This window comes from Arthrobacter globiformis (assembly GCF_003261175.1).
GTDB classification, from domain to species: Bacteria; Actinomycetota; Actinomycetes; order Actinomycetales; family Micrococcaceae; genus Arthrobacter; species Arthrobacter globiformis_A.
The window spans coordinates 340,745-365,628 of record NZ_QLNP01000062.1 but is presented as its reverse complement, the minus strand read 5'-3'; the positions used below and the strand labels follow the sequence as shown (position 1 = coordinate 365,628).

The window sequence follows — 24,884 nt, the reverse complement described above, 5'->3', positions numbered from 1 at the left end:
CTGGACCACCGCCAGGGGCTAGTTGTTGGCGGCCGCCCAGAAGTTCAGGCTCGACGCGAAGACCACCCACGACAGGTACGGCAGCATCAGCAGGCCGGCGGCGCGGCGGATCGGCCCGAACAGGAGCACGGTGGCGGCCACAGCCAGCGCCAGCGCGATGATGATGCCCAGCGCCAGCCAGAGCGCGGCCGAACCCCACGCCGGATACAGCCCGAAGAACACGGGCGTCCACGCCAGGTTCAGGGCCAGCTGTACGCCATAGACGGTGAGCGCAGCCCTGCGGTTGGGGCCGCGGCTTCGCCACACGAGCCAGGGCGCCACTGCCATGGCCGTGTAAAGTGCGGTCCAGACGGGCCCGAACACCCAGTTGGGTGGGGACCAGGGCGCCTTGTTGGCCGCCGCGTACCAGCCCGTGACGTTGCTGATGGTTGCCTGCGATCCCAGCCAGGCTACCAAGGCGCTGGCGGCCAGGAAGGCAAGGAGTGCTGCCAGTTCGACGACGGTGCGGCGCGGCTTGTGCTGCGCGCCGTCACGGCTGGTGTCCCTGCTGCCAGCGTCTCTTCCGGCTCCCGCCGCCGGCACGCGGTCCGTGCTTTCCATTGCTCTACAGTTGCCAAGGGCGCGGCCGCAGTCAAGGCGGCCAAGTAACCGCAGGCGCCCGAGCTGGTTGTCAGGCTGGCGTGCCACCATGGGAACCATGGGCGAAGGCTATGATCCTGGCTTCCTGCGCGAGGCCGTTGACCTGCCGGGCCCGGACGCGCCCACGGTCCTCCTGAACTACACGCACTTCTCGGTCCGGCTGTTGCCGGCGCGCAGGCTCGCAGCCGTGACCGGCGTCAACATCGACGGAGAAGCACTGGTGCCGCTGGGGCGCGAGGGAACCTGGCACTACGACCCCCGGGTGCCGCAGGGGCTCCAGACGGGCCCGGATGTGTACCAGCACAACGACCTGGACCGGGGCCATCTTGTCCGCCGCTTGGACCCGGTCTGGGGCGATGACAGCACCGCGCTGGCCGCAAACCAGGACACGTTCTCATACCCCAACGCGGCGCCGCAGGCAGCAGCCTTTAACCAGGGGAAGGAACTCTGGGCCGGCCTGGAAGACCACGTTCTCCGCCACGCCAGCCAATTCGACGCCAGGATCAGCGTCTTTACCGGACCCGTCCTCGACGCCGGCGACCTGCCGTACCGGGGCATCCAGATACCGCGGAAATTCTGGAAGATCGCGGCCTGGACCATGGATGGCCGGCTGGCCGCAGCCGGCTTCCTCCTGGACCAGTCCCCGCTGCTGGGCCCGGAGGAACTGGCGAGGATCATCAGGGAACGCCTGCTGGCAGACGAACCACCGCCGCTGGGGCCGTACCGGACCTTCCAGGTCCCCATCCCGCAGATTGCCGGGCTGACCCGGATAGCGCTGACGCGCCTGGCCGACGCCGACCGGTTCACAACCGGCCTTCCGGAGGGCACTCCGGGAGGGGCGGTCCTGCCCCTCACGGATCTTCGGCAGGTGCGGCTCTGACCAGGATCACGTCCCCGCGGCAAGCGGCGTGGGAGGCCGGACGGATAGACTTGAGGCTGCCTCTCCGGCACCTGCACGAAACGTAAGCGAAGATTGGACACGGCACACTTGCGAGAATTCACTGCCCGCTTTGCCACCTCCGAGGAGGTCGCAAACTGGGACTCCCACGTCACCGCGAATCCGAACGGCGGAAACCTGCTGCAGTCGGAAGCCTTCGCCGAGGTCAAGCAGCACTTCGGCTGGAAGACCCTGCACCTCGTCTACGAAACAGCCGACTACACGAGCTACAACCTGGTGCTGGAAAAGAGCTTCCCGCTGCTCGGCAAGCTCTGGTACCTCATCAAGGGTCCGGACGTGGCCGGCGTCGAGGACATCCCCGGCATTGCCGCGGCAAACGCAGAGTTCGTCAAGCGCGCACGGCTGGGCGTCTTCGCCATCAAGATCGAGCCGGACATCGTCCTCAGCGACGCCGCCCGCGGGGTCATCGAGGGGGCCGGGCTGGTCAAGACGCACAATCTGCAGCCCAACGACTCCACGGCCCTGCTGGATATTTCCCCCGAGGAGAACCAGCTGCTCCGCAACCTCCACTCGCGGGGGCGGAACGCCGTCCGCCGCGCCATCCGCGAGGGCGTCGAGGTGCACAACGTGGAGCCCAGCGAGGAAAACTTCAAGGCCATGTACGCCCTGATGACCGACACGGTCCAAGCGAAGTCGCAGGTCCGCGTCCGCGAATACGACTACTACCGCCAGTTCTGGACGAACTTCATCAAGCGCAGCCAGGGCAGGCTCATGTTTGTGTACGAAAACGGCGTTCCGTCGGTGGGCGCCTTCGTGATCAACTACGGCCGCAAGGGCACGTACAAGGACGGCGGGTCCCTGCAGAAACGCAACCAGTACGGCGATTCGCACCTGGTGCAATGGACCGCGATTACCCAGCTCAAGGAGCTGGGCTGCACGGAATACGACTTCTGCGGAACCCCGCCCAGCGACAAGCTCAAGGACACGTCGAACCCCTTCCACGGGCTGGGGCTTTTCAAGACGAGCTTCAGCAAGACCGTCACGGACTTCGTGGGCTGCTACGACCAGGTCATCAGCCCGCTGAAGTACAAGGCATGGATGGCAGCCGGCGAACGCGTCGCCCGGCAGCTGTACACGCGCCGCACCGGGAAGCAGTTCTACTGAGCCATTGAGCTGAGCCACTGAATGGCTAAGGCACTGAACTCCTAAGGCACTGACAGAAGGGGGAGCCCTGATGACCAAACAACCCCGCGGCGCCAACCGGCCGCCCACCGACGGGCTGCCCAAGACGGAGCCGCTCACTGCCTCGCAGATGCACCAGAACGCGGCGGCCAAGCGCATGCTGCGACGCCTGGTGCAAGGGGAAAATCCGCCGACGGCACCACTGAGCATCGTGGACCGGCTGGCCGGAAGCCCCTATGCCAATCCCATGATCCAGGTGAGCGGGATCGATGAGTCCGCACGCAAGACGATGGACTTCGCGCTGCATCTTGCCGAGTCCATGTTCCGGTACGGTGCCGGCGCCCTCGAGGTCGAAACAAGCATCATTGCCGTGACGGCAGCGCTGGGGCTGAAAAACATCGAGGTGGACATCACCAACCAGTCCGTGGGCATCAATTACGCAGCCAAGGACCAGACGCCCATCACCCTCCTGCGGGTGGTCCGTTCCTGGACGAACAATTACGCCGGGCTTGCCCAGGTCCACCAGCTGGTCACCGATATCGTGGCCGGAGGCGTCGGCCGGGACGAGGCCGTCCGCCGGCTCGACGAGATCGTCCGCCGCCCCAAGCCGTTCCCGCGCTGGATGGTGACGGTGGCGTTCGCGGTGTTTGCGGCCGTGTTCGTCGCCGTCATTGGCGGCGGCCTCGGCGCCTCGGCCGTCGCGTTCGCCTCCAACCTGCTCATCAGCCTCGTGGCCAGGAAGCTGGGCCGCTGGCGGACCCCTGACTTCTTCATCACGGCGGCCTGTTCCTTCGTGGTGACGGTCATCGCACTGCTGATGTGGAGATTCGGCAGTCCTGTGGGGATCCGGCTGGCGCCCGCCATTGTGGTGGTGGGCGGAATCCTGCTGCTGCTTCCCACCGGGCGGCTCGTGTCCTCGGTCCAGGACGCCATCAACGGCTTCCCCGTCACGGCGGCGGGCCGCTTCCTGTCCACCCTGCTGACGTTCGGCGCGGTGGTGGCCGGGATCGCCGTCGCGTTCGTGGTGGGGGACAGGATCGGCATGGAGCCGATCAGCGTCACGGAGACCTTCCCGCCCGCCTACCCGCTCTGGGTTCAGGTGATCCTGGTGGCCATCGCGGTTGTGGCAATCGGCGTCACGGAACAGACGGACTGGAAGCTGCTGCTTCCGACGGCGGCCGTCGGTGTGGTGGGGCACCTGGCCCTGATCGGCGGCGAGGCGATGGGCATTGGCCCGCGGTTCTCGCCGGCGCTTGCCGCCGTCGTGATCGGCCTGCTGGCCCGCGTGGTGGCACTGAAGATGGGCGCACCGCAGCTGGTGGTCGCAGTGCCGGCCGGCCTGATACTCCTGCCCGGTCTCACCATTTTCCGGTCGATGTACGTCCTGACCATCGAGGAATCCGAGATCCTGCTCGGGGCCGGCGGGATGCTCAGCGCCGGGGCGATTGTGTTCGGCGTTGCCGGCGGCATTGTGCTTGGTGACACGCTGGCCCGGCCGCTCACGCGCAGCCTGGCCAGCAACGAGCGGCGGCGGTCCCGCCGCCGCTAGGCCTGATGGATCTTCCGGGCGTTAGACCTTGCCGATCGGGAGCTTCTTCTCGGCCTGGAAGACGTCCTCGACGCGGCCCTTGGCCCAGTAGCCGGACAGTGAAACCTGGCTGCGGTCCAGGCCGCGCTCGCGGAACAGCACCTCCCGCAGGCCCTTCATGTAGCCGCGCTCGCCGTGCGCAAAAACATCCACCCGGCCGGGGGGCCAGGCGGCGGTGCGCACGGCGTCCACCAGTTGGCTGCTCTCGCCGGCCGGGATGCCGCCGCGCTGCAGCCAGACCAGCTCAAGACCGGCCGGGGCGTTGATCGGCTGGACGTCAGCGTCGGAGTCCACCTCGAGAAAGGCCAGGCCCTTGGCGTGCGCCGGAAGGGACTCGATGACGGCGGCCACGGCCGGCAAAGCGGCCTCGTCCGCGGCCAGCAGGTACCAGTCTGCGGCCGGGTCCGGGTTGTAACCGCCTCCGGGGCCGGTGAAGATGAGGCTGTCGCCCGGTTCGGAAGCGGCCGCCCAGGGGCCTGCCAGGCCTTCGTCGCCGTGGACGACGAAATCTACGGCCAGTTCGCCGGCGGCTGTATCCACCCACCGGACCGTGTAGGTCCGGGTGTGCGGCCACTGCTCCCGGGGCATGGTCTCCCGGATGGCCCAAAGGTCCAGGGGCTGGGGGTAGTCCACCCCGGGCTGCGGAAACACGATCTTGACGTACCGGTCCACGAAGTCGTTGTTGACGTAATCAGCAAACCCCGCGCCGCCCGCGACGATCCGCACCATGTGAGCAGAAAGCTGTTCCCGCCGAAGCACAGTCAGGGTGACCTGTGGGCGGGATTTTTTGGTGGCGGTGGTGTCGGCCGGGAGGGAAGTCATGCGGGTAAGCCTAGCCTAAGCTCCCTCGCGTGAACTGAGGAGCGGGACGGCGGGGAGTTCCCAGTCCACGGGGTCGGCGCCCTGTTCTGTCAGCAGCGCGTTGGCGCGGCTGAACGGCCGGGAGCCGAAGAACCCGCGCGAGGCGGACAGAGGGCTGGGGTGGACGCTGGCCACCACGGGGGTGCCGCCCAGGAGTTGTCGGACCCCCTCGGCGTCCTTGCCCCAAAGCACAGCTACGAGCGGCGCGGCGGTTCCCTCCGGTGTCCGGCGGCCGACGACGGCGGTCACTGCCGCCGTCGTGATCGTTTCCCAGCCCTTGCCGCGGTGGGACCCGGCAGCCCCCTCACGCACGCTCAGCACCCGGTTCAGCAGCAGTACGCCCTGGTCCGCCCAGGCGCCGAGGTCACCGTGGATCCGCGGCGGCAGGCCCAGGTCCGACGCAAGCTCCTTGTAGATGTTGGCCAGGCTGCGCGGGATGGGCCGGGTACGGGCGTCCACGGAAAAGGCGAGCCCCACAGCGTGTCCGGGGGTGGGGTAGGGGTCCTGTCCCACAATCAGGACTCGCACCCCGTTCAACGGCTGCCGGAATGCCCGGAGGACGTTCGACGCCGACGGCAGCACCCGCACCCCGGCCGCCTCCTCGGCCGCGAGGAAAGTCAGCACGGACCTCAACTCGGCCTCCACCCCGGCAAGGGCCTCGGCCCAGTCGGTTGCCAGCAGTTCGCCGAAGGGGAGTCTGGCAAGCTCCGCAAAGTCCGGGCCGGCCGCCATTGCAGGTTCCAGGTCGAAGAGCGGTTCAGGTTCCGTCACGGTGCCCATTCTCCCGCATCGCTGTCCGAAGCCTGCCGCCCTGTCCGTAGAACGGGCGGTCCGTGCTGCCGGGGCGCAAATGACAACGCTGTTATTCCTCCGTAACATAGGGGAGGTACTTTGACCGGATTCAGCTAAGGAGAGCGCCGTGGCCGAGCCGTTGCAGGACCGTCTCAGGGAGTGGGATTCGGGGCAGGGTTCAGGGCCGGATTCTGAGCAGGACTCAATGATGGGGCACGGGCTACGGAGCGGCTCACTGCTGGAAGACTTCAAGCTCAAGGACTCGCCGCTGAGCGAGCGGGAGCAGCAGATTCTCGCCCTGGAACGGCAGTGGTGGAAGTACGCCGGCGCCAAGGAACAGGCCATCCGGGAGCTCTTTAACCTGTCCGCGACGCACTACTATCAGATCCTCAACGCACTGATCGATACAGAGCACGCGCTGGCCCACGACCCCATGCTCGTGAAGAGATTGCGTAGACTACGTACGTCACGTCAGCGGGCCCGCACTGCACGCCGCCTTGGATCTGACGCGTAACTGCTAGTGCCGGACTGCCGGCGAAAACCAACAAGGACGCCTCTTCACCATGACTAATTTTGCTCGGGACGAATTCGACAGGGTGCCTGAGGTCTCCTCCCGGCAGGGCGTACACCGCGCTGCGTCCGCGCCGTCGCGCCCGAAGTTGTGGCCGATTCTTTCCGCGGGAATCGCGGCGCTCGCCGTCGGCCTGGTTGCTTTCCTCCTGCTGCCGCAGCTGGGGTTCCAGCCCGCCCTCACGCCGCCGCCCGCCGCCGCGGCCGACACGTCAACGGCGCCGGCCAGCCCCACGGCGACGCCCTCCGCAAGTGCGACGCCCAGCGCCACCCCCTCGGCCTCGGCGTCCGCCTCCGAACCGGCGTCGCCCTCCGCACTGGAGCCCGCCACCTCGGAAACCATTGCCCCCGCAGCTGTGGACAAGTCGCAGCCGGTCGCCATTTTCAACGGAACGCTGACCTCCGGACTGGCCGGACGGGTAGGTGCCACGGTCAAGTCCGATGGCTGGGTGCTCGGTGAGGTGGCGAACTGGCAGGGCGCCCCGCAGCAGCAGTCGGTGATCTTCTACTCGGACGCTGCCCACCGCGCCAGCGCCGAAGCGCTCGGTGAGTTGCTGAACATTCCTGCGCTGGTGGAGAGTGCGGACTTCCCCACGCCAGTTGCAGTGGTGCTGGGCCCCGGCTACGAGTAGCCATTCCGGTTACGCCTGAATAACTATTGCCTCCGCGCCGGGCCGCTGGCCTGCGCCTCCTCGGGCATGACTCGATAGAGTGATGGCAGGCTTCAAGGCGTAATTCACGGCACACATCGACGTGGGCCTTACGGAAGCAGGCTGAAAGTGTGGGGATCATGGCATTGGGAACCGTGAAGTGGTTCAACGCGGAAAAGGGCTACGGCTTCATCACCGTTGACGATTCCGGCGACGACGTTTTCGTGCACTGGTCGGCCATCCAGACCGACGGATTCCGCGCGCTGGATGAGGGTCAGCGCGTGGAGCTGGAAGTGGGCGAAGGCGAAAAGGGTCCGCAGGCCGAAAAGGTCCGGCCCGTCTAGTGGCACGCCCAGGTCTCGGGGTTTGTGCCGTCTGGGGCACCGCCGTCTGGTGTGCCGCCGCTGCGCTCGCACTCAGCGCCTGCTCCGGGTCCGGGGACAACGCCCGGACGGCTTCGGTTGAAGCGAGCGGCGACGGGACCCTGCGGATCGGGCTGATCCTCGACAACACCGGACCGCAGTCCTTCCTGAACGCCGCCCAGCTGGCCGCCGCCAAGCTCGCCATCCAGGAGATCAACGCAGCTGGCGGGCACAAGGGCCGGCCCGTGGAGCTGCTGCCCGCAACCACCGGGGGCGACACCGCTGCGCAGGCCCGAAAACTCGTCGATGCGAAAGCGGACGTTGTGATCGGTCCCACCGACTCCAGCCGGGCCCCCGCCGCCATCGATGTGCTGTCCAAGGCCAGGATCACACTCATCTCTCCCGCCAACACGGCTCCGGAACTCAGCAGTTACAAGAGCGGGGGCTACTACTTCCGCACGGCGGCGGCTGACATCGCACAGGCTCCCGTCATGGTGAAACTCGCCAGGGACGCCGGAGCAGAGCGCCTGGCGGTGGTCTACGAGGACGGCACCTACGGCCAGGCCGTGTCTGCGGCAGTGTCCGCCTCCGCCAAGGCCAGCGGGCTGGACTCGGTCACCGTCTCCGGCTTCAAGGCGGGCGAGGCACAGAAGTCTGCTGCCGCCGCCCGCGACGCGGCGCCGGACGCCGTCGTCGTTCTAGCCCGGGACGGCGCGCAGGGCGCCATCGCCGAGCTCACCAACGCCGGACTGCCGGGCAACAAACTTATCCTGGGCGACGCCGCCTTCAGGCAGTACGGGTCCGCCCTCGGATCAAAGTCGCTGGAGGGGGCGCGCGCCCTGGTGCCCGGAGTCTTCCCCTCGGCGCACTTCCAGGCTGAACTCGTGGCCATCGATGCGGGCCTCAAGGACACGACGTTCGCGGCCGAGAGCTACGACGCCGTGAATCTGGCGGCACTGGCCGCCGCTGCGGCGGAGGACGACGCCGGGTCCTCCATCGCCGGTACGCTGATCTCCGTCTCCGGCGGCACTTCCGGCAGGCGGGCGTCCGCCTCGCCGTCCGGCCAGCCGGCTGTCTGCTCGACATACAAGGACTGCCTTGCCGCCATCCGGGACGGGAAGGCCATTGACTACGACGGCGAGTCTGGCCCCGTCCGCTTCGATGCGAACGGAGACGTCACTGCCGCAAGGTACATGGTGTTCACCTACGGAGCCGACAACAAAGCCAAGCTCACGGGAAGCGAGGCCGCTGGCAGGTCCGCCGGCTGATCGCTGGGAGCGAATACTCTCCCCGTTCGCGGGATTAACAAGCACATCTGCTTGCACTCTCCCCGGGGGAGTGCTAATTATTGATTAGCACTCCATCGTGCCGACTGCTAAAGGGTCTACCGGTTCAGGCCGGCACTACCCCGGTAGCGGCGCAAGGAGCGAAAGAAACACCTGGTTGGGGTGAGATCCGGACCGCCGGCGTACAGAGGCCTGCGGAAAGGATCGTCCGTCGCGGGCACCGCAGCGAGGTTCCTTCTTAACGACTGTCCCGAAAGGACTACTGCCGTTATGGCCAAGATCATTGCATTTGATGAAGAGGCACGCCGCGGTCTTGAGCGGGGCCTTAACACCCTCGCCGACGCCGTCCGGGTCACCCTCGGCCCGCGTGGCCGCAACGTCGTCCTCGAAAAGAAGTGGGGCGCCCCCACGATCACCAACGATGGTGTTTCCATCGCCAAGGAGATCGAGCTGGACGATCCCTACGAGAAGATCGGCGCCGAGCTGGTCAAGGAAGTTGCCAAGAAGACGGATGACGTCGCTGGCGACGGCACCACCACGGCCACCGTCCTGGCCCAGGCTCTGGTCAAGGAAGGCCTGCGCAACGTCGCGGCCGGCGCTGACCCGCTGTCCCTCAAGCGCGGCATCGAGAAGGCTGTTGAAGCCGTCACCGCCGAGCTGCTGAACTCCGCTAAGGAAATCGAAACCAAGGAAGAGATCGCCGCCACGGCTTCCATCTCCGCCGGTGACGACGAAATCGGCGCCCTGATCGCCGAAGCCCTGGACAAGGTGGGCAAGGAAGGCGTCATCACGGTCGAGGAGTCCAACACCTTCGGCCTCGAGCTGGAGCTCACCGAAGGCATGCGCTTCGACAAGGGCTACATCTCCGCTTACTTCGTCACGGACACCGAGCGCCAGGAAACGGTCCTCGAAGACCCGTACATCCTGATCGTCAACTCCAAGATCTCCAACGTCAAGGAACTGGTTGCTGTCCTCGAGAAGGTCATGCAGTCCAACAAGCCGCTGCTGATCATCGCCGAAGACATCGAGGGCGAGGCTCTGGCCACCCTGATCGTCAACAAGATCCGCGGCACCTTCAAGTCCGTCGCCGTCAAGGCTCCGGGCTTCGGTGACCGCCGCAAGGCGCAGCTGGCCGACATCGCCATCCTCACCGGCGGACAGGTCATCGCCGAGGAAGTCGGCCTCAAGCTTGAGACCGCCGGCCTCGAGCTCCTGGGCAAGGCACGCAAGGTTGTCGTGACCAAGGACGAGACCACCATCGTTGAAGGTGCAGGCGACGCCGACCAGATCGCCGGCCGCGTTTCCCAGATCCGCGCCGAGATCGAAAACTCCGACTCCGACTACGACCGCGAGAAGCTGCAGGAGCGCCTGGCCAAGCTGGCCGGCGGCGTTGCAGTCATCAAGGCCGGTGCCGCCACGGAGGTTGAGCTCAAGGAGCGCAAGCACCGCATTGAGGACGCTGTCCGCAACGCCAAGGCTGCCGTCGAAGAGGGCATCGTCGCCGGTGGTGGCGTGGCCCTGATCCAGGCCGGCGCCAAGGCATTCGCCAACCTGCAGCTCCAGGGTGACGAAGCAACCGGTGCGAACATCGTCCGCGTTGCCATCGACGCCCCGCTGAAGCAGATCGCCTTCAACGCCGGCCTCGAGCCGGGCGTTGTGGTGGACAAGGTCCGCGGCCTGCCCGCTGGCCACGGCCTGAACGCAGCAACCGGCGAATACGTCGACCTGCTGGCCGCCGGCGTCAACGACCCCGTCAAGGTAACCCGCTCTGCCCTGCAGAACGCGGCTTCCATTGCCGGCCTGTTCCTCACCACCGAGGCCGTCGTGGCCGACAAGCCGGAAAAGAACGCTCCCGCCATGGGCGGCGGCGACGAGATGGGCGGCATGGGCGGCTTCTAGCCTCCCGCTGCTCCCAGCTGGCTAACGAGTGCGGCCCCCTCCACGGAGGGGGCCGCACTTTTTGTCTGCGCATTTTTGTCCGTGCAGTCTGGCAGGATGGTTCGGTGACGATTACTGCAGCAGCCGACGGTTCGGCATTGGGAAACCCGGGTCCCGCGGGGTGGGCCTGGTACGTGAACGACGACTGCTGGCGGGCCGGCGGCTGGCCGCACGGCACCAATAACCAGGGTGAGCTGATGGCCGTCCTGGACCTCTTCCGCTCCACCGCACACCTCCCGGACGAGGACCTGCACATACTTTGTGACAGCCAGTACGTCATCAACTCCGTGACGAAGTGGATGCCGGGATGGAAGCGCAAAGGGTGGCGCAAGGCGGACGGCAAACCCGTGCTGAACGTGGACATCCTCAAGGACATCGACCGGGAGCTCGCCGGGCGGAAGTACAGGTTCGAATGGGTCAAGGGCCACGCGGGGCACGAGCTGAACGAAGCCGCCGACGAGCGCGCCAGGGCCGTGGCAATTGCCTACCAGCAGGGCGTTGCCGCCCGCTCGGGTCCGGGGTTCCCCGACGCCGAACCGGCAGCCGGCCGGCGGGCCGTCAAGGAGGGCCGCGGCGAGGGCGGCATCCCTTCGCTGTTTGAATCCGAAACACCTGCCCGCCGCGCGGCCGGCACAACGGCTCGGGCAGGGGCCGGCGCTCCCGCCCGCGCAGAGGCCGGCACCAGAGTCCGCCCGGAGTCCGAAGCCCCGGCGCTCTTCGAATCCGACGAGCCTGATCTCTTCAGCGAACTGGGCGCCGACGAACTGGGCGCCGATGCGTTCGCAGAAGCGCCGGAGGCCACAACGCCGGAAGAAATGGTTGAGGCCCTGGAACGCGAGCTCCTCCGACCGGATGTCCGCAGCGACATCGGGCGGACGGGTCAGCTGCTGCACCCTGACTTCATGGAAATCGGGACAGCCGGACGCCTCTGGACGCGCGACGCCATGATGATGTCCCTCGAGGAAAGCCCGGCCGGTCCAGTCGATCTGGACGTGCTCAGCGCCGACCGGATCGGCACGGACACAGTCCTGCTGACGTACCGCAGCTACTCCCGCGCCGGCTCAGCCCTGCGGAGCTCACTGTGGGTCCTGGACGGCGAACAGTGGCGCCTGCGGTTCCACCAGGGCACACCTGAAGCCTGAGTTGCCCCAAGCTGAGCTGCCCGCAAGCCTGAGGTGCCCCAAACCTAAGCTGCCGCCGAAGCCTGAGCCCGGCCGCGGGTGACTGGCCGTAGGCGTCAGCTGAAGCGTTGCGCGTTGCCCTGTTCCGCTTGCGCATAAGTGTCCGCAGCCGACGACAAGGCCAGATTGATGGAGGCGAGGGAGGCCTCGACCTTGCCCTGCGTCAGCGTCCACTCGGCAACAAGCGCCTGGAAGTTGGTGGCAGCCGAGCCGCGCCACGTGGCCTGCAGTTCATCCAGCCCGTGCTTCATCGCCTGGACGTCGGCGCTGATCCGGTCAACGGTCGCCTTGACGTTGGCGGATTTCACCTGCAGTAGGTCGGTATCGACGGAAATGATGCTCATGACGGGCCTCTCGACATCTTTGGGGACTGCCCCGGAAGGACAGTCGCAATGGTTGGCGGACCGGCCATTCCGGTCCGCTAGGTCGAGCCTATGAACCCGCCGGCAGGCGCTGCCACAGCGGGCTCCGCTATGTGGATAAACGGTTCCCGCCGGCGACCCGTTTCCCGGCGGCAGCACCGTCTCCGGCCGTACTGTCCGAGAACGTCCCGATGCTGTCCGCTTCGATGCCTTCCTCGTCGGGGGAGTCCTCCCGGAGGGGGAGGCTGACCACGAGTGTTGCGCCGCCTCCGTCGGTACCCTCCACCCGGACGGAGCCGCCGTGCGAGCCGATAATGGCGGCCACGATCGCCAGGCCGAGGCCACTGCCGCCCGTATCCCGGGTACGGGAGGTATCGGCCCGGTAGAAGCGCTCGAAGACCTTGGTGGCTTCGGTGTCGGAGATTCCGGGCCCGTGGTCCCGGACCTCGAGGACCGCCTCTGCTGAACCGGCGTCGCGCTGCCGGACGCCCACCGCGATTTCGATGGGTGTTCCCTCCGGCGTGTAGCGCAGCGCGTTGCCCACCAGATTGCCGATGACCTGGCGGAGCTTTGCTTCATCGCCCAGCACCGGTGCCGGCCCGGCGCTTCCGCCGTGAAGGCCGGTCAGGGTGATAACCCGCGTCCTTGCACTGGCCTGCGTGTCAACCACGGCGTCGTGTGCGAGCAGCTGCAGGTCGATGGGCTTGCGCTGCAGCGGACGCTGCTCATCGAGGCGTGCCAGCAGCAGCAGGTCCTCCACCATGGACCCCATCCGTTTGGCTTCACTCTCGATCCGGCCCATGGCGTTGGCCACATCCTCTTGCGACTGCAGCGCGCCGTGCCGGTACAGCTCCGAGTAACCCCGGATCGTCACCAGCGGGGTGCGCAGCTCGTGCGAGGCGTCTGCGGCAAACCGGCGCATCCGGTCCTCGGAGGCCATCCGTGCCGCGAACGCTGCCTCGATGTGGGCGAGCATGGCGTTCAATGACTGGCCCAAGCGGCCGACCTCCGTCGTCGGATTCTCTACGTCGACGCGGCGGGAGAGGTCGCCGGCGGCGATGGCCGCGGCGGTCTTTTCCACCCTGGCCAGCGGCCGGAAGGACCGGGTCACTGTCCAGTTGGCGATGAAGAAAGCCAGGATGAGGGCCAACAGCCCCGCGCCCACCACAACCAGGGTGGCATGGCGCAGTACCTCATCCACTGACGACAGCGGCAGCCCGATGACCAGCACTGACCTCTGCTGGTTGCTGTCCACGATGCTGACGGCTACCACGCGCCAGTTCGCCCCGTCCTTGCCGCGGACCTGGTACGGCTCCAGCCCGCGATCGCGGGCCTCCTCCACGGAAATGGTATCGATGGCGGGACGGTGAATCTCCGTGCCGCCGAGCCGCCGGCCCTGGCCGCCCGGGTAGTACACCACCACGGAGTAATCCGTGGGAACGACGGGGTTTGGCACGAGGAGCTGGCTGAAGGACCGTTGTTCCTGGATGGATTCGACGGCGGCCCCGAGCTTGTCGTCCACCTGGCCCTCAAGGTATGTGCGCAGCAGCGTCAGGGTGCCGGCCCCGGTCACCGCCAGGGCCACCAGCAGGAGGGCCATCATGATGGCCACCAGCTGGGACCGGAGGTTGGCGGACTTCCAGCGCTCCAGCCCAGACTTCCATCGTGCCAGCAAGGTTAGCGCTTTTCTGCTGTCCGCAGCACGTAGCCCACACCGCGCTTGGTCTGGATGAGGGCCGGGGCGTCGGGATCGATGTCCACCTTGCGCCGCAGGTAGGAAATGTAGGACTCGACGATGGAGGCGTCACCGTTGAAGTCGTATTCCCAGACGTGGTCCAGGATCTGCGCCTTGGACAGGACGCGGTTCGGGTTGAGCATCAGGTACCGGAGCAGCTTGAATTCCGTGGGGGACAGCTCGATCACCTTGCCGCCGCGGCGCACCTCGTGGGCATCGTCGTCGAGCTCCAGGTCATCCACCCGGATGACGGCCTCGTCATCCTCCAGCATCGGCTGCGTCCTGCGGAGCACGGCTCGGATGCGGGCCACCACCTCATCAAGGCTGAAGGGCTTGGTGACGTAGTCGTCCCCGCCCACCGTCAGCCCGGTGACCTTGTCTTCGGTGTCGTCCTTGGCGGTCAGGAACAGGACAGGGAAATGCTTGCCTGCCGCACGCAGCCGGCGGGTGACGGTGAAGCCGTCCATGTCCGGAAGCATGACGTCCAGCACCGCAAGGTCGGGAGCGTGCGCCTCAACGGCAGCCAGCGCCTCCCGCCCGTTCCCCGCGGACACCACTTCAAAGCCAGCGAAGCGCAATGACGTGGAAAGCAGCTCGCGGATGTTCGGTTCATCATCAACCACGAGGAGCTTCGCTTCGGCGCTGTTCTTTTTCATATTCCCATGATGCTCCCAGAATCTGGGAGTTTTCTGGATAAAAGTTGTGTGTTGGTTGGGTCAGCAGGATTCGACGTCCTTGGCGTCCATGATGCGGTAGGCGTAGCCTTGCTCGGCCAGGAAACGCTGGCGCTTGGCCGCGAAATCCTGGTCCAGGGTGTCCCGGGCAACGAGGGAGTAGAACCGTGCCGCGCGCCCGTCCTGCTTAGGCCGCAGCAGCCGCCCGAGCCGCTGGGCCTCCTCCTGGCGCGAACCGAAGGAGCCGGAGACCTGGATGGCCACCGAGGCCTCGGGCAGGTCGATGGAAAAGTTGGCCACCTTGGACACCACAAGAGTCTGGACCTCCCCGGCGCGGAAAGCGTCAAAGAGCTTCTGGCGGACCTTGACCGAGGTTTCGCCCTTGATAACCGGGGCGTCCAGCCGCTCGCCGAGCTCGTCGAGCTGGTCAATGTACTGCCCGATCACCAGGACCTGCTCGCCCCGGTGGTGCGCCACCAGCTGTTCGGCCACGACGGTCTTTGTCTCGGACGTGGCGCACAACCGGTACTTGTCCGCATCCTCGGCCATGGCATACGCCACGCGCTCGTCCTTGGGAAGATCCACACGGACCTCCACACAGTCCGCGGGGGCGATGTAGCCCTGGGCCTCGATGTCCTTCCATGGCGCGTCATAGCGCTTGGGGCCGATGAGGCTGAAAACCTCCCCCTCCCGCCCGTCTTCACGCACCAGAGTCGCCGTCAGGCCGAGCCGACGCCGGGCCTGCAGGTCCGCCGTCATCCGGAAGATCGGGGCGGGCAGCAGGTGCACCTCGTCGTAGATGATCAGGCCCCAGTCGTGGCCGTCGACGAGCTCAAGGTGCGGGTACAGTCCGCCGCGCTTGGTGGTGAGAACCTGGTAGGTGGCGATCGTCACCGGGCGCACTTCCTTGACGGCGCCCGAGTACTCGCCGATCTCCTCCTCCGTCAGTGACGTCCGCCTGAGCAGCTCGTCCTTCCACTGCCGCGCGGCCACCGTGTTGGTGACGAGGATCAGCGTGGTGGTGGAGCTGGTGGCCATGGCGGCCGCCCCGACCAGTGTCTTGCCGGCGCCGCAGGGAAGCACGACGACGCCGCTGCCGCCGGCCCAGAAGTTCTCCGTGGCCAGCCGCTGGTACGGGCGCAGCGTCCAACCCGACTCGTCGAGCATGATGGGGTGCGGCGTGCCGTCGACGTAACCGGCCAGGTCCTCCGCCGGCCAGCCGATCTTCAGCAGCAGCTGCTTCAGCTGGCCGCGCTGGGAGGAATGGACCACCACCGTCTCGGCGTCGATGCGCGGGCCCAGCAGCGGCTGGATCTTCTTGGCCCTGCTGACCTCCTCCAGCACCGGGTAGTCGCTGGTGCGCATGACCAGCCCGTGCTGGGGGTCCTTCTCCAGCCGGAGCCGGCCGTACCGGGACATGGTTTCCTCGACGTCGATCAGCAGCGAGTGCGGCACGGGGAACCGGGAATAGGTGAGCAGCGTATCCAGCACCTTTTCGGCGTCGAGCCCTGCGGCCCGGGCGTTCCAGAGCCCCAGGGGCGTGAGCCGGTAGCTGTGCATGTGCTCGGGTGCGCGCTCCAGTTCGGCGAAGGCCGCGATGGCGTGCCGGGCCTCCGTCGCCTGCTCGTGGTCCACTTCCAGGAGGATGGTCTTGTCGCTCTGGACAATCAGGGGGCCGTCATTCACGCAGGTAAAACCTTCACTGCTGCATTTCCTCTGCTGCCTCGATATCGATGATCCGGTGGATGGAGAGCACCCGCTCCGTGTCCTTCGCGGGGTCGAAGACACGGACGCGTCCGCCCGCCACGGATACCGGAACCACCGTTTCCAGTTTCGCATTCCCCAGGCTGTCCACGACGTTCATCACTACCTTTTGCCGGAGCCTGATGGCCTTGTGCAGGGTCTCCAGTCCCAGCTGGGTTGCCTCCTCGGCGCCGGCGGCAGCCGGACGGGAGCCGTTGGGGCTGGTGCCGTGCTCCGCACGGCTGCGGAGAATGGCGAGCTGGGCGGCGACGTCGGCGTCGGGAAGGGCGGTGCGCGGCGCGCTGTAGACGGGGCGCCCGGTGCCAGGAAGGGGGGCGGTGCGGTTGAGGCGGACGACGGCGGAGCCGGCCTCTTCAACGGCAGGTGACAGTCCCAGCCCGCGCAGCACGAGGGCCGTCTGCCGGGGTGAGGCCATGGAGACCAGGACGGTGGGGGCGATCCGGACCAGGCCCAGGGACGAGGCCGCGGCCTCCCGGCAGAGCTCACTGAGCGCAGCTTCGTCGTCGCTCTGGATGAAACTCGCGGCCGCTCCGACCCGCAGCTTGCCGTGCCTGGCGGCTGTGTCCTCCACCAGGTACTGCAGCGGCTGCGGCACGGCGGTGGCCGAGTACCGGCGGAGGAAATCAAGGATGGCTGCAGCGTCCTGGCCGGAGTCCAGGGCCCGCCGGATGGACTCCGCGGAGAACCGGTACGTCGTGGCCGGGCCCTGCCCCTCGGCGTCGGCCATCTGCTGGAGCTGCTCGGCCAGGTCTGGGGCGAGGTAGCCGGGCGCCACCGCGGTCAGATCGGCTTGCAGGAGCACATGGTTGAGGGCCGCCGGGAGGTGTTCGCCGAGGAGGTCCATGGCGTCGTCAGGCGCGTCCGCGGCGATGGCGGCACCCAGCTGGCTGAGCGCGCCGGACCCGATCAGCCCCAGCAGCTCCGCCTCGGCAAGCACTCCGCTGATCAAGGAACTGAACCGCCGCGCCATGCGGGGCTGCGACCACTCGGCACGCAGCAGCACGGCCTCCGCATTGAGCACTGGCGCTGCCCCGTCCGGCACCTTCGCCTCGAGCGTCAGCTCCCGCAAGATCTCCAGGATCCTCTTCCGGATGACGGGCGCGTCGGACCGCTGCGCCTCGGCAGACAGGGCGTTGACGGTGGCCGCCGGGGCGGGCCGGTGGTTGGCGGGCCCAACAGGCTGGCCATTCATGGGCTGCCCCACGAGTGACGGGGCGCGCTCGCTGGCCAGCCAGGCGTTCACGAGCCACAGCCACTGTTCCTGCCGCGGCAGCCCGAGCCATTCCAGCTGGGGCGGCTGCACCCAGCACGAGCTGTCCACGTCCAGCCGGATCAGGCCCGCCAGGGCACAGAGCTCCAGCAGCACCGCAGTAGTGTGGTGGTCCACGCGGAGCGCCTCGGCGAGCCGGCGCATCTCGCGGATGCCCACCCCGCCGCTCCGCAGGGTGGCCAGGGGCTGGTCCCTGACCGCGTGCAGCAATTCGCCGGTGAGGCGCAGAGTTTCGGCGATGGCCCCGAGCGCGGCATTGCGGCGGAGCGCGGCCGTGGTGACGCCGAGCATCGGGGCGGGCGGAGTCAGGGAGAAGTTGTTGATGATGGCGCCGCCGCGCAGGGAAATGCCCACGCTGTGCGGCAGTTCCACATGTGCAGCATCCAGCGGCACCAGCAGGCCACGGGCCAGCAGCCAGTCGACCGGCCCGACGTCGTGACCTTCAGTGGTGACGGAAGCCTTCCGCTGGGCCTGGGGTACGGCACCCATCGCCCAGTTGCTGAACCGGGCCAGCAGCGCGGTGGTTCGCTCCGGGGCGCCGGCGAGGAGTGCCTGCAGTCCCTCGGGAGAAGAGGTCCAGTGCTGGAGCGCCAGGGCTGCGTCCATAGGCGTGGTGGCCGCCTGCACGGCGGCGCCGCTGCGGCGCAGTTCCGCCACCAGCTGGACGACGCGCTGGGCGAAGGCCGGCTGCAGCCTGACCAGTTCGGTGTAGCTGCGCCCCAGCCCTGCCGGGTAGATCCCGACGACGTCCTTCAGACTGCTCACCGGAAGATAGAAGCGCTGCCTCTGGGCGCCGGGGCCCGCCCCATGCGGCGGCTCCGCCCGCTGCACCAGGGCGAGATCGTGCAGTGACTGCAGGAGCTGTTCGATGGCCGCCACAGTTGAACCTGCGATGGCCTTCTTCAGCACGGCCGCCGATGCGCTGTGCCCGGTGTCCGTGTTGGTGCACAGGTGCAGGGTCTCCAGCACCTGCATTTGCGGACGGTTCAGGCGCTCCAGGGCCCGCTGCACGCTCACCCGCGCGCTGGCGCGGGCGGCCAGGGCGGGGAAGTCGGGAACGCCGGGGGAGATCAGGTCCGGCCGCGCAGCGAACAAAGCCCGCAGCGACTCGTCGCTGCGTGCCTCCAGTTCCTTGCTGAGCGCTCGAATGAGGGACATCAGTCCAACGTTACCGCCCGGCGGGGCTTCCTGCCCGGCGGCGGGCGGCAACGCCGTCTGCCACCAGCACGAGCATCAGCAGGAAGGCCGCCGGAAGGCCATAGAGTGCCGTTGACGTGATCCACTGCGGCGCCGCCTGGCCCGCAGCGGCAAGGGCTATGACCGCCCCGACCGCTGCGAGGGACAAAACTGCAAGGAGCACTGCGGCGGCCATCAGTGGCCGCCGGATACGCGCGGATGTCATGGACGTAACGCTAACAGCAGTGCCGAGGCCGCGCCTCAAAAGCGGGATTAGCCTGCCAGTCAGGATAACCTTGAAGGAACAGACCAACACGGACCAGGCAGTCATACCCTGAACCCGCACATCAGTGCGGATGCGGTGACGGCCGGCCGTGTCCCAGAACGTCAGAACGAAGAAGGTTGATTAGGTGCCTACCGGCAAGGTCAAGTGGTACGACAAGGATAAAGGTTTCGGATTCCTCGCGGGCGAGGACGGACAGGAAGTGTTCCTTCCCAAGTCGGCGCTCCCCGCCGGAGTCACCGAACTGAAGGCCGGCACCCGTGTTGAGTTCGGCGTCGCAGACGGACGCAAGGGCGCCCAGGCCCTCGGCCTGCGAGTCCTCGACAAGACACCGTCCATCGCAAAGGCCAAGCGCCCCAGCGCGAGGGATCTTGCCCCGCTGGTGCAGGACCTGGTGACGGTCCTGGACAACCTGTCCGGCACGCTGTCGTCCGGCAAGTACCCGGATGGCAACAAGGGCAAGGCAATCGCCACTGCCCTGCGTAAGGTTGCCGACGAGCTGGACGCCTAGGCCTCCCGATGAACCCGGAACCTGAACAGGCGGAACCCAAGGCGGAACCCAAGGCACCCCAGCGCCGCACCGGCGTCCCGGTGTGGCGGACGGGAAAGCCTGACGCCGTGCTGGCCGCTGCCGTGGACGCGGCCCGGACTGCCATCGAAGGCATCGCGAAGGCATCCGAAATCGGGGACCACCTGGCCGCCCGGACCGAGGGCGACCGCGTGGTGACACACTTATTCGAGTCACGGCTGCCGGGGTACCTCGGCTGGCAGTGGTACGCCGTCCTGACGCGCAACTCCCGCTCCAAAGTGATCACTGTCAACGAGCTTGGCCTGCTCCCGTCCGAAGACTCGATCCTCGCCCCGGAGTGGGTGCCGTGGGCAGAGCGCGTACGCCCTGAGGACGCGCAGGAGCAGGACGTACAAGAGCAGGACCAGCAGGAAGCGCCGGGGGAGGCGTCCGCTGGCTCTGAAACAGAGCCCGGCGCCGAGACAGCGGCTGACGCTGAAGCAGAGTCCGACGTCGAAGCAGCACCCGGCGCCCAGGAACGCGACTAATCACAACGACTCATGGTTCACAACCACTGACGGCGCCGTCCGGACGCAAGCCCGGACGGCGCCGTCGAACTTAAGTGAAAAGTCCCAACCCCGCTGGCTACTTCTTCAGTTCGCCCACCACGTAGTCGATGCACTCCAGCAGGGCGGAGACATCGGAAGGCTCGATGGCCACGAAGGTGGCGATGCGCAGCTGATTGCGTCCCAGCTTCCGGTAGGGCTCGGTGTCCACGATGCCGTTGGCGCGAAGCACCTTGGCAATGGCGGCGGCCTCGATCGAGTCGTCGAAGTCGATGGTGGCGATGACGTTGGAGCGCTCGGCGGCGTTGGCAACGAACGGGGTGGCGAACTCGGAGGCTTCCGCCCACTTGTAGATGCGGCCGGCCGAGTCGGCCGTGCGGCCGGCGGCGAAGTCGAGGCCGCCGTTGGCGTTGAGCCACTGCACCTGCGCATCCAGCGTGACGAGCGTGGACAGGGACGGGGTGTTGTACGTCTGGTTCAGCTTGGAGTTGTCGATGGCGGTCTTCAGGTCCAGGAAGTCCGGGATCCAGCGCCCGCTGGCCTTGACGCGCTCAGCCCGCTCCAGCGCGGCCGGGGAGAAGAGGCCCAGCCACAGCCCGCCGTCAGAGGCGAAGTTCTTTTGCGGCGCGAAGTAGTAGACGTCCGTCTGGGCCACGTCGACATCGAGGCCGCCGGCGGCCGAGGTCGCGTCCACCAGCACCAGCGCGCCGTCGTCGGCGCCGTTCACCCGCTGGACGGGAGCAGCGACACCCGTTGAGGTCTCGTTCTGCGGCCAGGCGTACACGTCGACGCCGGCCTCGGCCTTCGGGGCGGGGCAGGTGCCAGGATCGGACTTGATGATGGAGGACTCCGCGAGGAACGGCGCCTTGTTGGTGGCCGCAGCGAACTTGGACCCGAACTCGCCGAAGGACAGGTGCTGTGCCTTCTGTTCCACAAGGCCGAAGCTGGCGACGTCCCAGAACGCGGTGGAACCGCCGACGCCGAGGACAACTTCGTAGCCTTCGGGGGCACGGAAGAAGGTGCTCAGGCCTTCGCGGACGGATCCCACGAGGTTCTTCACGGGGGCCTGGCGGTGCGACGTGCCCAGGAGCGTCGTGGCGGCCGCGGAGAGGGCCTCGATCTGCTCGGGCCTGACCTTGGAGGGACCGGCGCCGAACCGTCCGTCCTTGGGCAGGAGGTTTGCGGGAATAGTGATGCTGGTGTCGCTCACAATGGCTCCAATTTTCGGCATGGAAGTGCGGTTCGGCTGGGTCGGGGCGATGGCCGGCAGGCAACCATGACCGCCACGAAGACCCTCCTTATTCTGCCCGAAGCGCGGATACCGCGGGAACACGCACCCGTCATAGTCCAGTCACTGAGACAGGCCCGCCGCCCGCCGCCCGGATTATCCGGACTAATTCAAAATAGGCTAAGCTGGCACCGGACGTACGGGCAGACAGCCGGTGCTGCGCCGCCGTCGGATATGCGACCGCCGCTGCAGCTTGCCGGATCCCGGTACGGCGCGCCCGCGGTACGGTGGGACAGACACAAATACTGGGCTCGAGGAGCTGAGCTGAATGACGGATCTGATCGACACCACGGAGATGTACCTTCGCACCATTCTGGAGCTGGAGGAAGAGAACATCGTGGCGCTTCGGGCACGCATCGCCGAACGTCTCCGCCACTCGGGCCCCACCGTTTCGCAGACCATCGGCAGGATGGAGCGCGACGGCCTCGTCGTCGTCTCCGGTGACCGCCACCTCGAGCTGACCGAAGTGGGCCGGAAACGCGCCACCGAGGTGATGCGCAAGCACCGGCTCGCCGAGCGCCTCCTCGCCGACGTCATCGGACTCGACTGGGCCTACGTTCATGACGAGGCCTGCCGGTGGGAGCACGTGATGAGTGAACGGGTGGAGCGCAGGATTTACGAATTGCTCGACCATCCCACCGAGTCGCCGTACGGCAACCCCATCCCCGGCCTGGCCGCGCTCGGCGGCCAGCCCGCCCGCGCGTTCTCGGACGGCGTGGTGAACCTGCTCGATGCCATGACCGGCTACGGTCCGGAATCCAAGGTCACCGTCAGCCGCCTGGCAGAGCCCATCCAGGTGGAGCCGGAGTTGCTGGTGCAGTTGGACGAAGGCGGGATCCGGCCCGGTGCCGCTGTCTCGCTCGAACGTGTGGGGGAGTACATTTCTGTCCGCGTGCCCGGGTTCGAGGGCGCCCTTGAGCTGCCGCCGGAAGTCGCTGCGCACGTGTTCGTCCGGGTGGCTTAGGTCCGAAAAGCGCCGACCCGCCGGATGCTGTGTTCTGTCTGACATCTGCAGGCAGGATGACCTACCACTTGTGCACAGCGGATATAACGAAATTATTACTGCGCTTCTTAATCGCCTATAGTTAAACAGCAACGCCGATGCAAAAGCGTTACCTGATCTGGAGCCGAGCCTTGCCAGCAGATCAGTAGCACGAGTCACTCACTGGCAGGGGCGGGGGAACCACAACCGGCTGTTTCTACAGCCTTGGGGTGAAGTCCGCAGCAGCAAGTCTCTTCCGCAGAAGGAATCCTCCCGGGATACCCCTGTGCCGGAATGGCTTGTTATGGCGGACCGGGTCCGAACTCTCTGACCCGAATCCGACAGCTAACTTCGCAGGCTATCCAGAGAGGAAGCAGTACTTGTCCATGCAGAATGCCCGGGGCCGCCGCCGCGCGTCCGGTCCCGCTCCTGAGCCGCGCCTCGCGGAGGCCATTGCCGCGGACCGTCCCAGGGATGCCCAGCGCGAAGCGCGCCGCCGCCGTCGGGGTCCGTTCCGGCAGGTTACGGACTTCGCTTCGGCCAGTGGTGTTGGGCAAAAGGCTGGAGTGGCCCTTGCCGCCACCGGCCTGCTGCTGACTGTTACTGTCCCCGCCACGAGTCCCGTCCTGGCTGCCGGAGAGCAGCAGGGAGCGGCATCGGTGTCCGCCGCCTCGCCGGCCCAGCCGAAGGTCTCGGCGGAAGCGGCAGCAAAGATCGACTTCAGCCGCACGTCCGTCTCCACCACCGGTGACCCGGACGGAAAGCTCAAGCAGCTCCTGAGTGCCCAGTCGGCCGGCAGCATCAGCCGTGCGGCCTCTGTGGGCACCCTGGGCGGGCCGCTGACCACGCTGGTCAAGTCCTCGCCCTTCGGTTACCGGGTCAGCCCGATCACCGGCGGCGCCGGCGAGTTCCACCGCGGCCAGGACTTCGCCGCCCAGTGCGGCACGCAAGTGCTTGCTGCGGCCAGCGGCAAAGTCACGTTCTCGGGATGGCATCCGTACGGGGGAGGCAACCGCGTGGTCATCGACCACGGCAACGGCTTGGAGACCACGTACAACCACCTGTCGTCCTCCAGCGTCGAGGTTGGCCAAAAGGTCACCCGCGGTGAGGCGATTGCCCTGAGCGGGACCACCGGCGCCTCCACCGGCTGCCACCTCCACTTCGAGGTGATGGTCAACGGGGAAGTCGTTGATCCCGCCGGTTGGCTTTAGGCCAAACCGAGTGAGCACTCTCATTCCTGTGACATGCCGTGACCTGAATGTGACATTCGCTCCGAACTGCTGTACCGTCTAAACCGCGTCAACTTTTCCGAAGTTGACGCTCTTGAGTGGATTGCCTAGCTCTGCCACCGCTCAAGGTCCGTTCGCATTACATCGTCTGGCAGGGGCGGGGGAACCAATTTTGGTCTTCGCAAGAAGGCCTTGGGGTTAAGTCGCAAAAGCTTCCCAGGAAGCCGAGCGGCCGGGTGCACTCCCATCCGAATCCGACAGCTCACCTCGCAGGCATTGGGAGAGGCTACCTTCGTGTCTTCACGCCATAATGCCGCGCGCCACCGCGCGCAAACGGTTCGTATGAACCCATTGGACTCCGTGTCCAAGGCGGTTAGCGCCAATGCCGGCACAGTAGGTCGCCAGGCAGCTGTTATCGCAGCTGCTTCAGGTCTCATCCTGAGCGTTGGCATGCCTGCCAACGCAGCCGACGCCAACATTGGTGTTTCCGCCTCCTCGGAGACCGGATCCCAGGCCGCGCAGCTTGCTGTGACCGCCGCGCCAACCGCCACTGTCTCCTTCGAGCGTCCTGAAGTCACCACGGTGGCAGCCCCGGTCGCCGAAACCATTGCTCCGCAGGCGAGCGATGAGGGCCAGACGGGCGACGCAGGCCAGGCCAGCGACGAGAGCACCGGTGCGGCCCAGGCCGTCACCGCCAAGTCCACCGATGGTGCGGCTTCCGCCGCAGCGTCCGGACTGGCTGCAATCGCGTACACCGGCATCGGCAACCCCTACGTCTGGGGCGGCACCACCCCCAGCGGCTGGGACTGCTCCGGCTTCACCCAGTGGGTTTACGCTCAGGCAGGCATCAGCATTCCCCGCGTCAACGCATGGAACGCCATGAAGCCCACCTCCACGCCTGCTCCCGGCGACCTGGTCATGCAGAACGGCGGCGCCCACGTGGGCATCTACGTCGGCAACGGCATGATGATCAGCGCGCTGAACCCCTCGGACGGCACTCTGTTGCACGCGGTGTCCGCAACGGGCACGTCCGCTTTTTACACCCTTCGCTAAAAATCCGATTCGAGGCGGGCCGGCTTACCCCCAAGATGCCGGCGCGT

The 24,884-nt window shown here is 67.0% G+C and carries 24 protein-coding genes and 2 riboswitches; of the genes, 14 read left to right on the top strand and 10 right to left on the bottom strand.

Annotation, left to right across the window (positions count from 1 at the left end; genetic code table 11):
• Positions 1–18: 18 nt before the first annotated feature.
• Positions 19–600, bottom strand: a complete 582-nt coding sequence (locus DBZ45_RS05935; RefSeq protein ID WP_111902980.1) for a TspO/MBR family protein — start codon at positions 598–600, stop codon at positions 19–21.
• 97 nt (positions 601–697) lie between these two features.
• On the opposite strand from DBZ45_RS05935, the gene DBZ45_RS05930 reads away from it, so the two are divergent.
• From DBZ45_RS05930 to DBZ45_RS05920, 3 genes are all read left to right on the top strand, one after another.
• A complete protein-coding gene (locus DBZ45_RS05930) occupies positions 698–1,519 on the top strand; it encodes a DNA/RNA non-specific endonuclease (protein ID WP_111903022.1) in 822 nt (273 codons plus the stop codon).
• A gap of 108 nt (positions 1,520–1,627) precedes the next feature.
• Complete coding sequence (locus DBZ45_RS05925) at positions 1,628–2,701, top strand: lipid II:glycine glycyltransferase FemX (protein WP_111902979.1); 1,074 nt, start codon at positions 1,628–1,630, stop codon at positions 2,699–2,701.
• Between the two features lie 70 nt (positions 2,702–2,771).
• Complete coding sequence (locus DBZ45_RS05920; RefSeq protein ID WP_111902978.1) at positions 2,772–4,268, top strand: threonine/serine ThrE exporter family protein; 1,497 nt, start codon at positions 2,772–2,774, stop codon at positions 4,266–4,268.
• A 21-nt stretch (positions 4,269–4,289) separates the two neighbouring features.
• Here DBZ45_RS05920 and DBZ45_RS05915 read toward each other — a convergent pair whose 3' ends face one another.
• Together DBZ45_RS05915 and DBZ45_RS05910 are read right to left on the bottom strand one after the other, a co-directional pair.
• Positions 4,290–5,129, bottom strand: coding sequence for a siderophore-interacting protein (locus DBZ45_RS05915; RefSeq protein WP_111902977.1), 840 nt, complete (start codon positions 5,127–5,129; stop codon positions 4,290–4,292).
• A 15-nt stretch (positions 5,130–5,144) separates the two neighbouring features.
• The gene (locus DBZ45_RS05910; RefSeq protein ID WP_440130500.1) at positions 5,145–5,948 is read right to left on the bottom strand and encodes a uracil-DNA glycosylase; all 804 of its coding nucleotides are present in this window, start codon (positions 5,946–5,948) and stop codon (positions 5,145–5,147) included.
• 139 nt (positions 5,949–6,087) lie between these two features.
• Here DBZ45_RS05910 and DBZ45_RS05905 point away from each other — a divergent pair, with 139 nt between their 5' ends.
• From DBZ45_RS05905 to DBZ45_RS05880, 6 genes are all read left to right on the top strand, one after another.
• Entirely contained in the window at positions 6,088–6,474 is a 387-nt protein-coding gene (locus tag DBZ45_RS05905) for a DUF3263 domain-containing protein (protein ID WP_440130499.1), read from the top strand.
• A 49-nt stretch (positions 6,475–6,523) separates the two neighbouring features.
• Entirely contained in the window at positions 6,524–7,162 is a 639-nt protein-coding gene (locus DBZ45_RS05900) for a LytR C-terminal domain-containing protein (protein WP_111902975.1), read from the top strand.
• Between the two features lie 158 nt (positions 7,163–7,320).
• Complete coding sequence (locus DBZ45_RS05895) at positions 7,321–7,524, top strand: cold-shock protein (RefSeq protein ID WP_146033096.1); 204 nt, start codon at positions 7,321–7,323, stop codon at positions 7,522–7,524.
• Positions 7,524–8,810: an ABC transporter substrate-binding protein gene (locus DBZ45_RS05890; protein WP_111902974.1), complete on the top strand. Its 1,287-nt coding sequence runs from the start codon at positions 7,524–7,526 to the stop codon at positions 8,808–8,810. The genes DBZ45_RS05895 and DBZ45_RS05890 overlap by 1 nt, the downstream gene beginning before the upstream one ends.
• A gap of 288 nt (positions 8,811–9,098) precedes the next feature.
• Entirely contained in the window at positions 9,099–10,727 is a 1,629-nt protein-coding gene (gene groL / locus DBZ45_RS05885; protein WP_111902973.1) for a chaperonin GroEL, read from the top strand.
• Positions 10,728–10,831: 104 nt separating this feature from the next.
• Positions 10,832–11,908, top strand: coding sequence for a ribonuclease HI family protein (locus DBZ45_RS05880; protein ID WP_111902972.1), 1,077 nt, complete (start codon positions 10,832–10,834; stop codon positions 11,906–11,908).
• A gap of 95 nt (positions 11,909–12,003) precedes the next feature.
• Here the strand turns inward: DBZ45_RS05880 and DBZ45_RS05875 are convergent, their stop codons facing one another.
• From DBZ45_RS05875 to DBZ45_RS05850, 6 genes are all read right to left on the bottom strand, one after another.
• A complete protein-coding gene (locus tag DBZ45_RS05875; protein WP_111902971.1) occupies positions 12,004–12,291 on the bottom strand; it encodes a WXG100 family type VII secretion target in 288 nt (95 codons plus the stop codon).
• A gap of 127 nt (positions 12,292–12,418) precedes the next feature.
• The gene (locus tag DBZ45_RS05870; protein ID WP_111903020.1) at positions 12,419–13,912 is read right to left on the bottom strand and encodes a sensor histidine kinase; all 1,494 of its coding nucleotides are present in this window, start codon (positions 13,910–13,912) and stop codon (positions 12,419–12,421) included.
• A 74-nt stretch (positions 13,913–13,986) separates the two neighbouring features.
• Positions 13,987–14,700 (bottom strand): response regulator transcription factor, encoded by a 714-nt coding sequence (locus tag DBZ45_RS05865; protein ID WP_043419482.1) that lies wholly within the window; start codon positions 14,698–14,700, stop codon positions 13,987–13,989.
• A gap of 60 nt (positions 14,701–14,760) precedes the next feature.
• Positions 14,761–16,404 carry a DNA repair helicase XPB gene (locus tag DBZ45_RS05860; RefSeq protein ID WP_111902970.1) on the bottom strand — a complete coding sequence of 548 codons (1,644 nt, stop codon included), beginning with the start codon at positions 16,402–16,404 and terminating at the stop codon, positions 14,761–14,763.
• A 13-nt stretch (positions 16,405–16,417) separates the two neighbouring features.
• Positions 16,418–18,910 carry a helicase-associated domain-containing protein gene (locus tag DBZ45_RS05855; protein WP_111902969.1) on the bottom strand — a complete coding sequence of 831 codons (2,493 nt, stop codon included), beginning with the start codon at positions 18,908–18,910 and terminating at the stop codon, positions 16,418–16,420.
• Positions 18,911–18,920: 10 nt separating this feature from the next.
• A complete protein-coding gene (locus DBZ45_RS05850) occupies positions 18,921–19,154 on the bottom strand; it encodes a hypothetical protein (RefSeq protein WP_102973179.1) in 234 nt (77 codons plus the stop codon).
• 184 nt (positions 19,155–19,338) lie between these two features.
• Between DBZ45_RS05850 and DBZ45_RS05845 the strand changes: the two genes are divergently transcribed.
• Together DBZ45_RS05845 and DBZ45_RS05840 are read left to right on the top strand one after the other, a co-directional pair.
• Positions 19,339–19,722 carry a cold-shock protein gene (locus tag DBZ45_RS05845; protein WP_102973180.1) on the top strand — a complete coding sequence of 128 codons (384 nt, stop codon included), beginning with the start codon at positions 19,339–19,341 and terminating at the stop codon, positions 19,720–19,722.
• Between the two features lie 8 nt (positions 19,723–19,730).
• Positions 19,731–20,267 carry a DUF3027 domain-containing protein gene (locus DBZ45_RS05840; RefSeq protein ID WP_111902968.1) on the top strand — a complete coding sequence of 179 codons (537 nt, stop codon included), beginning with the start codon at positions 19,731–19,733 and terminating at the stop codon, positions 20,265–20,267.
• Between the two features lie 97 nt (positions 20,268–20,364).
• Here the strand turns inward: DBZ45_RS05840 and serC are convergent, their stop codons facing one another.
• Positions 20,365–21,495, bottom strand: coding sequence for a phosphoserine transaminase (gene serC, locus DBZ45_RS05835; protein WP_111902967.1), 1,131 nt, complete (start codon positions 21,493–21,495; stop codon positions 20,365–20,367).
• Positions 21,496–21,841: 346 nt separating this feature from the next.
• Here serC and DBZ45_RS05830 point away from each other — a divergent pair, with 346 nt between their 5' ends.
• The 3 genes from DBZ45_RS05830 (at position 21,842) to DBZ45_RS05820 (ending at position 24,837) form a co-directional block, all read left to right on the top strand.
• Entirely contained in the window at positions 21,842–22,537 is a 696-nt protein-coding gene (locus tag DBZ45_RS05830; RefSeq protein ID WP_102973183.1) for a metal-dependent transcriptional regulator, read from the top strand.
• 182 nt (positions 22,538–22,719) lie between these two features.
• Positions 22,720–22,930: riboswitch (cyclic di-AMP (ydaO/yuaA leader) on the top strand.
• An 11-nt stretch (positions 22,931–22,941) separates the two neighbouring features.
• The gene (locus DBZ45_RS05825) at positions 22,942–23,766 is read left to right on the top strand and encodes a M23 family metallopeptidase (RefSeq protein WP_190243037.1); all 825 of its coding nucleotides are present in this window, start codon (positions 22,942–22,944) and stop codon (positions 23,764–23,766) included.
• A 136-nt stretch (positions 23,767–23,902) separates the two neighbouring features.
• Positions 23,903–24,074, top strand: a riboswitch (cyclic di-AMP (ydaO/yuaA leader).
• Between the two features lie 160 nt (positions 24,075–24,234).
• Positions 24,235–24,837: a C40 family peptidase gene (locus DBZ45_RS05820; RefSeq protein WP_102973254.1), complete on the top strand. Its 603-nt coding sequence runs from the start codon at positions 24,235–24,237 to the stop codon at positions 24,835–24,837.
• Positions 24,838–24,884: the final 47 nt, after the last annotated feature.

Bases quoted from the DNA above. Each gene is read 5' to 3' on its own strand.
- DBZ45_RS05935 (WP_111902980.1), bottom strand. From the start codon at position 600: ATGGAAAGCACGGACCGCGTGCCGGCGGCGGGAGCCGGAAGAGACGCT.
- DBZ45_RS05930 (WP_111903022.1), top strand. From the start codon at position 698: ATGGGCGAAGGCTATGATCCTGGCTTCCTGCGCGAGGCCGTTGACCTG.
- DBZ45_RS05920 (WP_111902978.1), top strand. From the start codon at position 2,772: ATGACCAAACAACCCCGCGGCGCCAACCGGCCGCCCACCGACGGGCTG.
- DBZ45_RS05915 (WP_111902977.1), bottom strand. From the start codon at position 5,129: ATGACTTCCCTCCCGGCCGACACCACCGCCACCAAAAAATCCCGCCCA.
- DBZ45_RS05910 (WP_440130500.1), bottom strand. From the start codon at position 5,948: ATGGGCACCGTGACGGAACCTGAACCGCTCTTCGACCTGGAACCTGCA.
- DBZ45_RS05900 (WP_111902975.1), top strand. From the start codon at position 6,524: ATGACTAATTTTGCTCGGGACGAATTCGACAGGGTGCCTGAGGTCTCC.
- DBZ45_RS05895 (WP_146033096.1), top strand. From the start codon at position 7,321: ATGGCATTGGGAACCGTGAAGTGGTTCAACGCGGAAAAGGGCTACGGC.
- groL (WP_111902973.1), top strand. From the start codon at position 9,099: ATGGCCAAGATCATTGCATTTGATGAAGAGGCACGCCGCGGTCTTGAG.
- DBZ45_RS05875 (WP_111902971.1), bottom strand. From the start codon at position 12,291: ATGAGCATCATTTCCGTCGATACCGACCTACTGCAGGTGAAATCCGCC.
- DBZ45_RS05870 (WP_111903020.1), bottom strand. From the start codon at position 13,912: ATGATGGCCCTCCTGCTGGTGGCCCTGGCGGTGACCGGGGCCGGCACC.
- DBZ45_RS05865 (WP_043419482.1), bottom strand. From the start codon at position 14,700: ATGAAAAAGAACAGCGCCGAAGCGAAGCTCCTCGTGGTTGATGATGAA.
- DBZ45_RS05855 (WP_111902969.1), bottom strand. From the start codon at position 18,910: ATGTCCCTCATTCGAGCGCTCAGCAAGGAACTGGAGGCACGCAGCGAC.
- DBZ45_RS05850 (WP_102973179.1), bottom strand. From the start codon at position 19,154: ATGACATCCGCGCGTATCCGGCGGCCACTGATGGCCGCCGCAGTGCTC.
- DBZ45_RS05840 (WP_111902968.1), top strand. From the start codon at position 19,731: ATGAACCCGGAACCTGAACAGGCGGAACCCAAGGCGGAACCCAAGGCA.
- DBZ45_RS05830 (WP_102973183.1), top strand. From the start codon at position 21,842: ATGACGGATCTGATCGACACCACGGAGATGTACCTTCGCACCATTCTG.
- DBZ45_RS05825 (WP_190243037.1), top strand. From the start codon at position 22,942: ATGCAGAATGCCCGGGGCCGCCGCCGCGCGTCCGGTCCCGCTCCTGAG.
- DBZ45_RS05820 (WP_102973254.1), top strand. From the start codon at position 24,235: ATGCCTGCCAACGCAGCCGACGCCAACATTGGTGTTTCCGCCTCCTCG.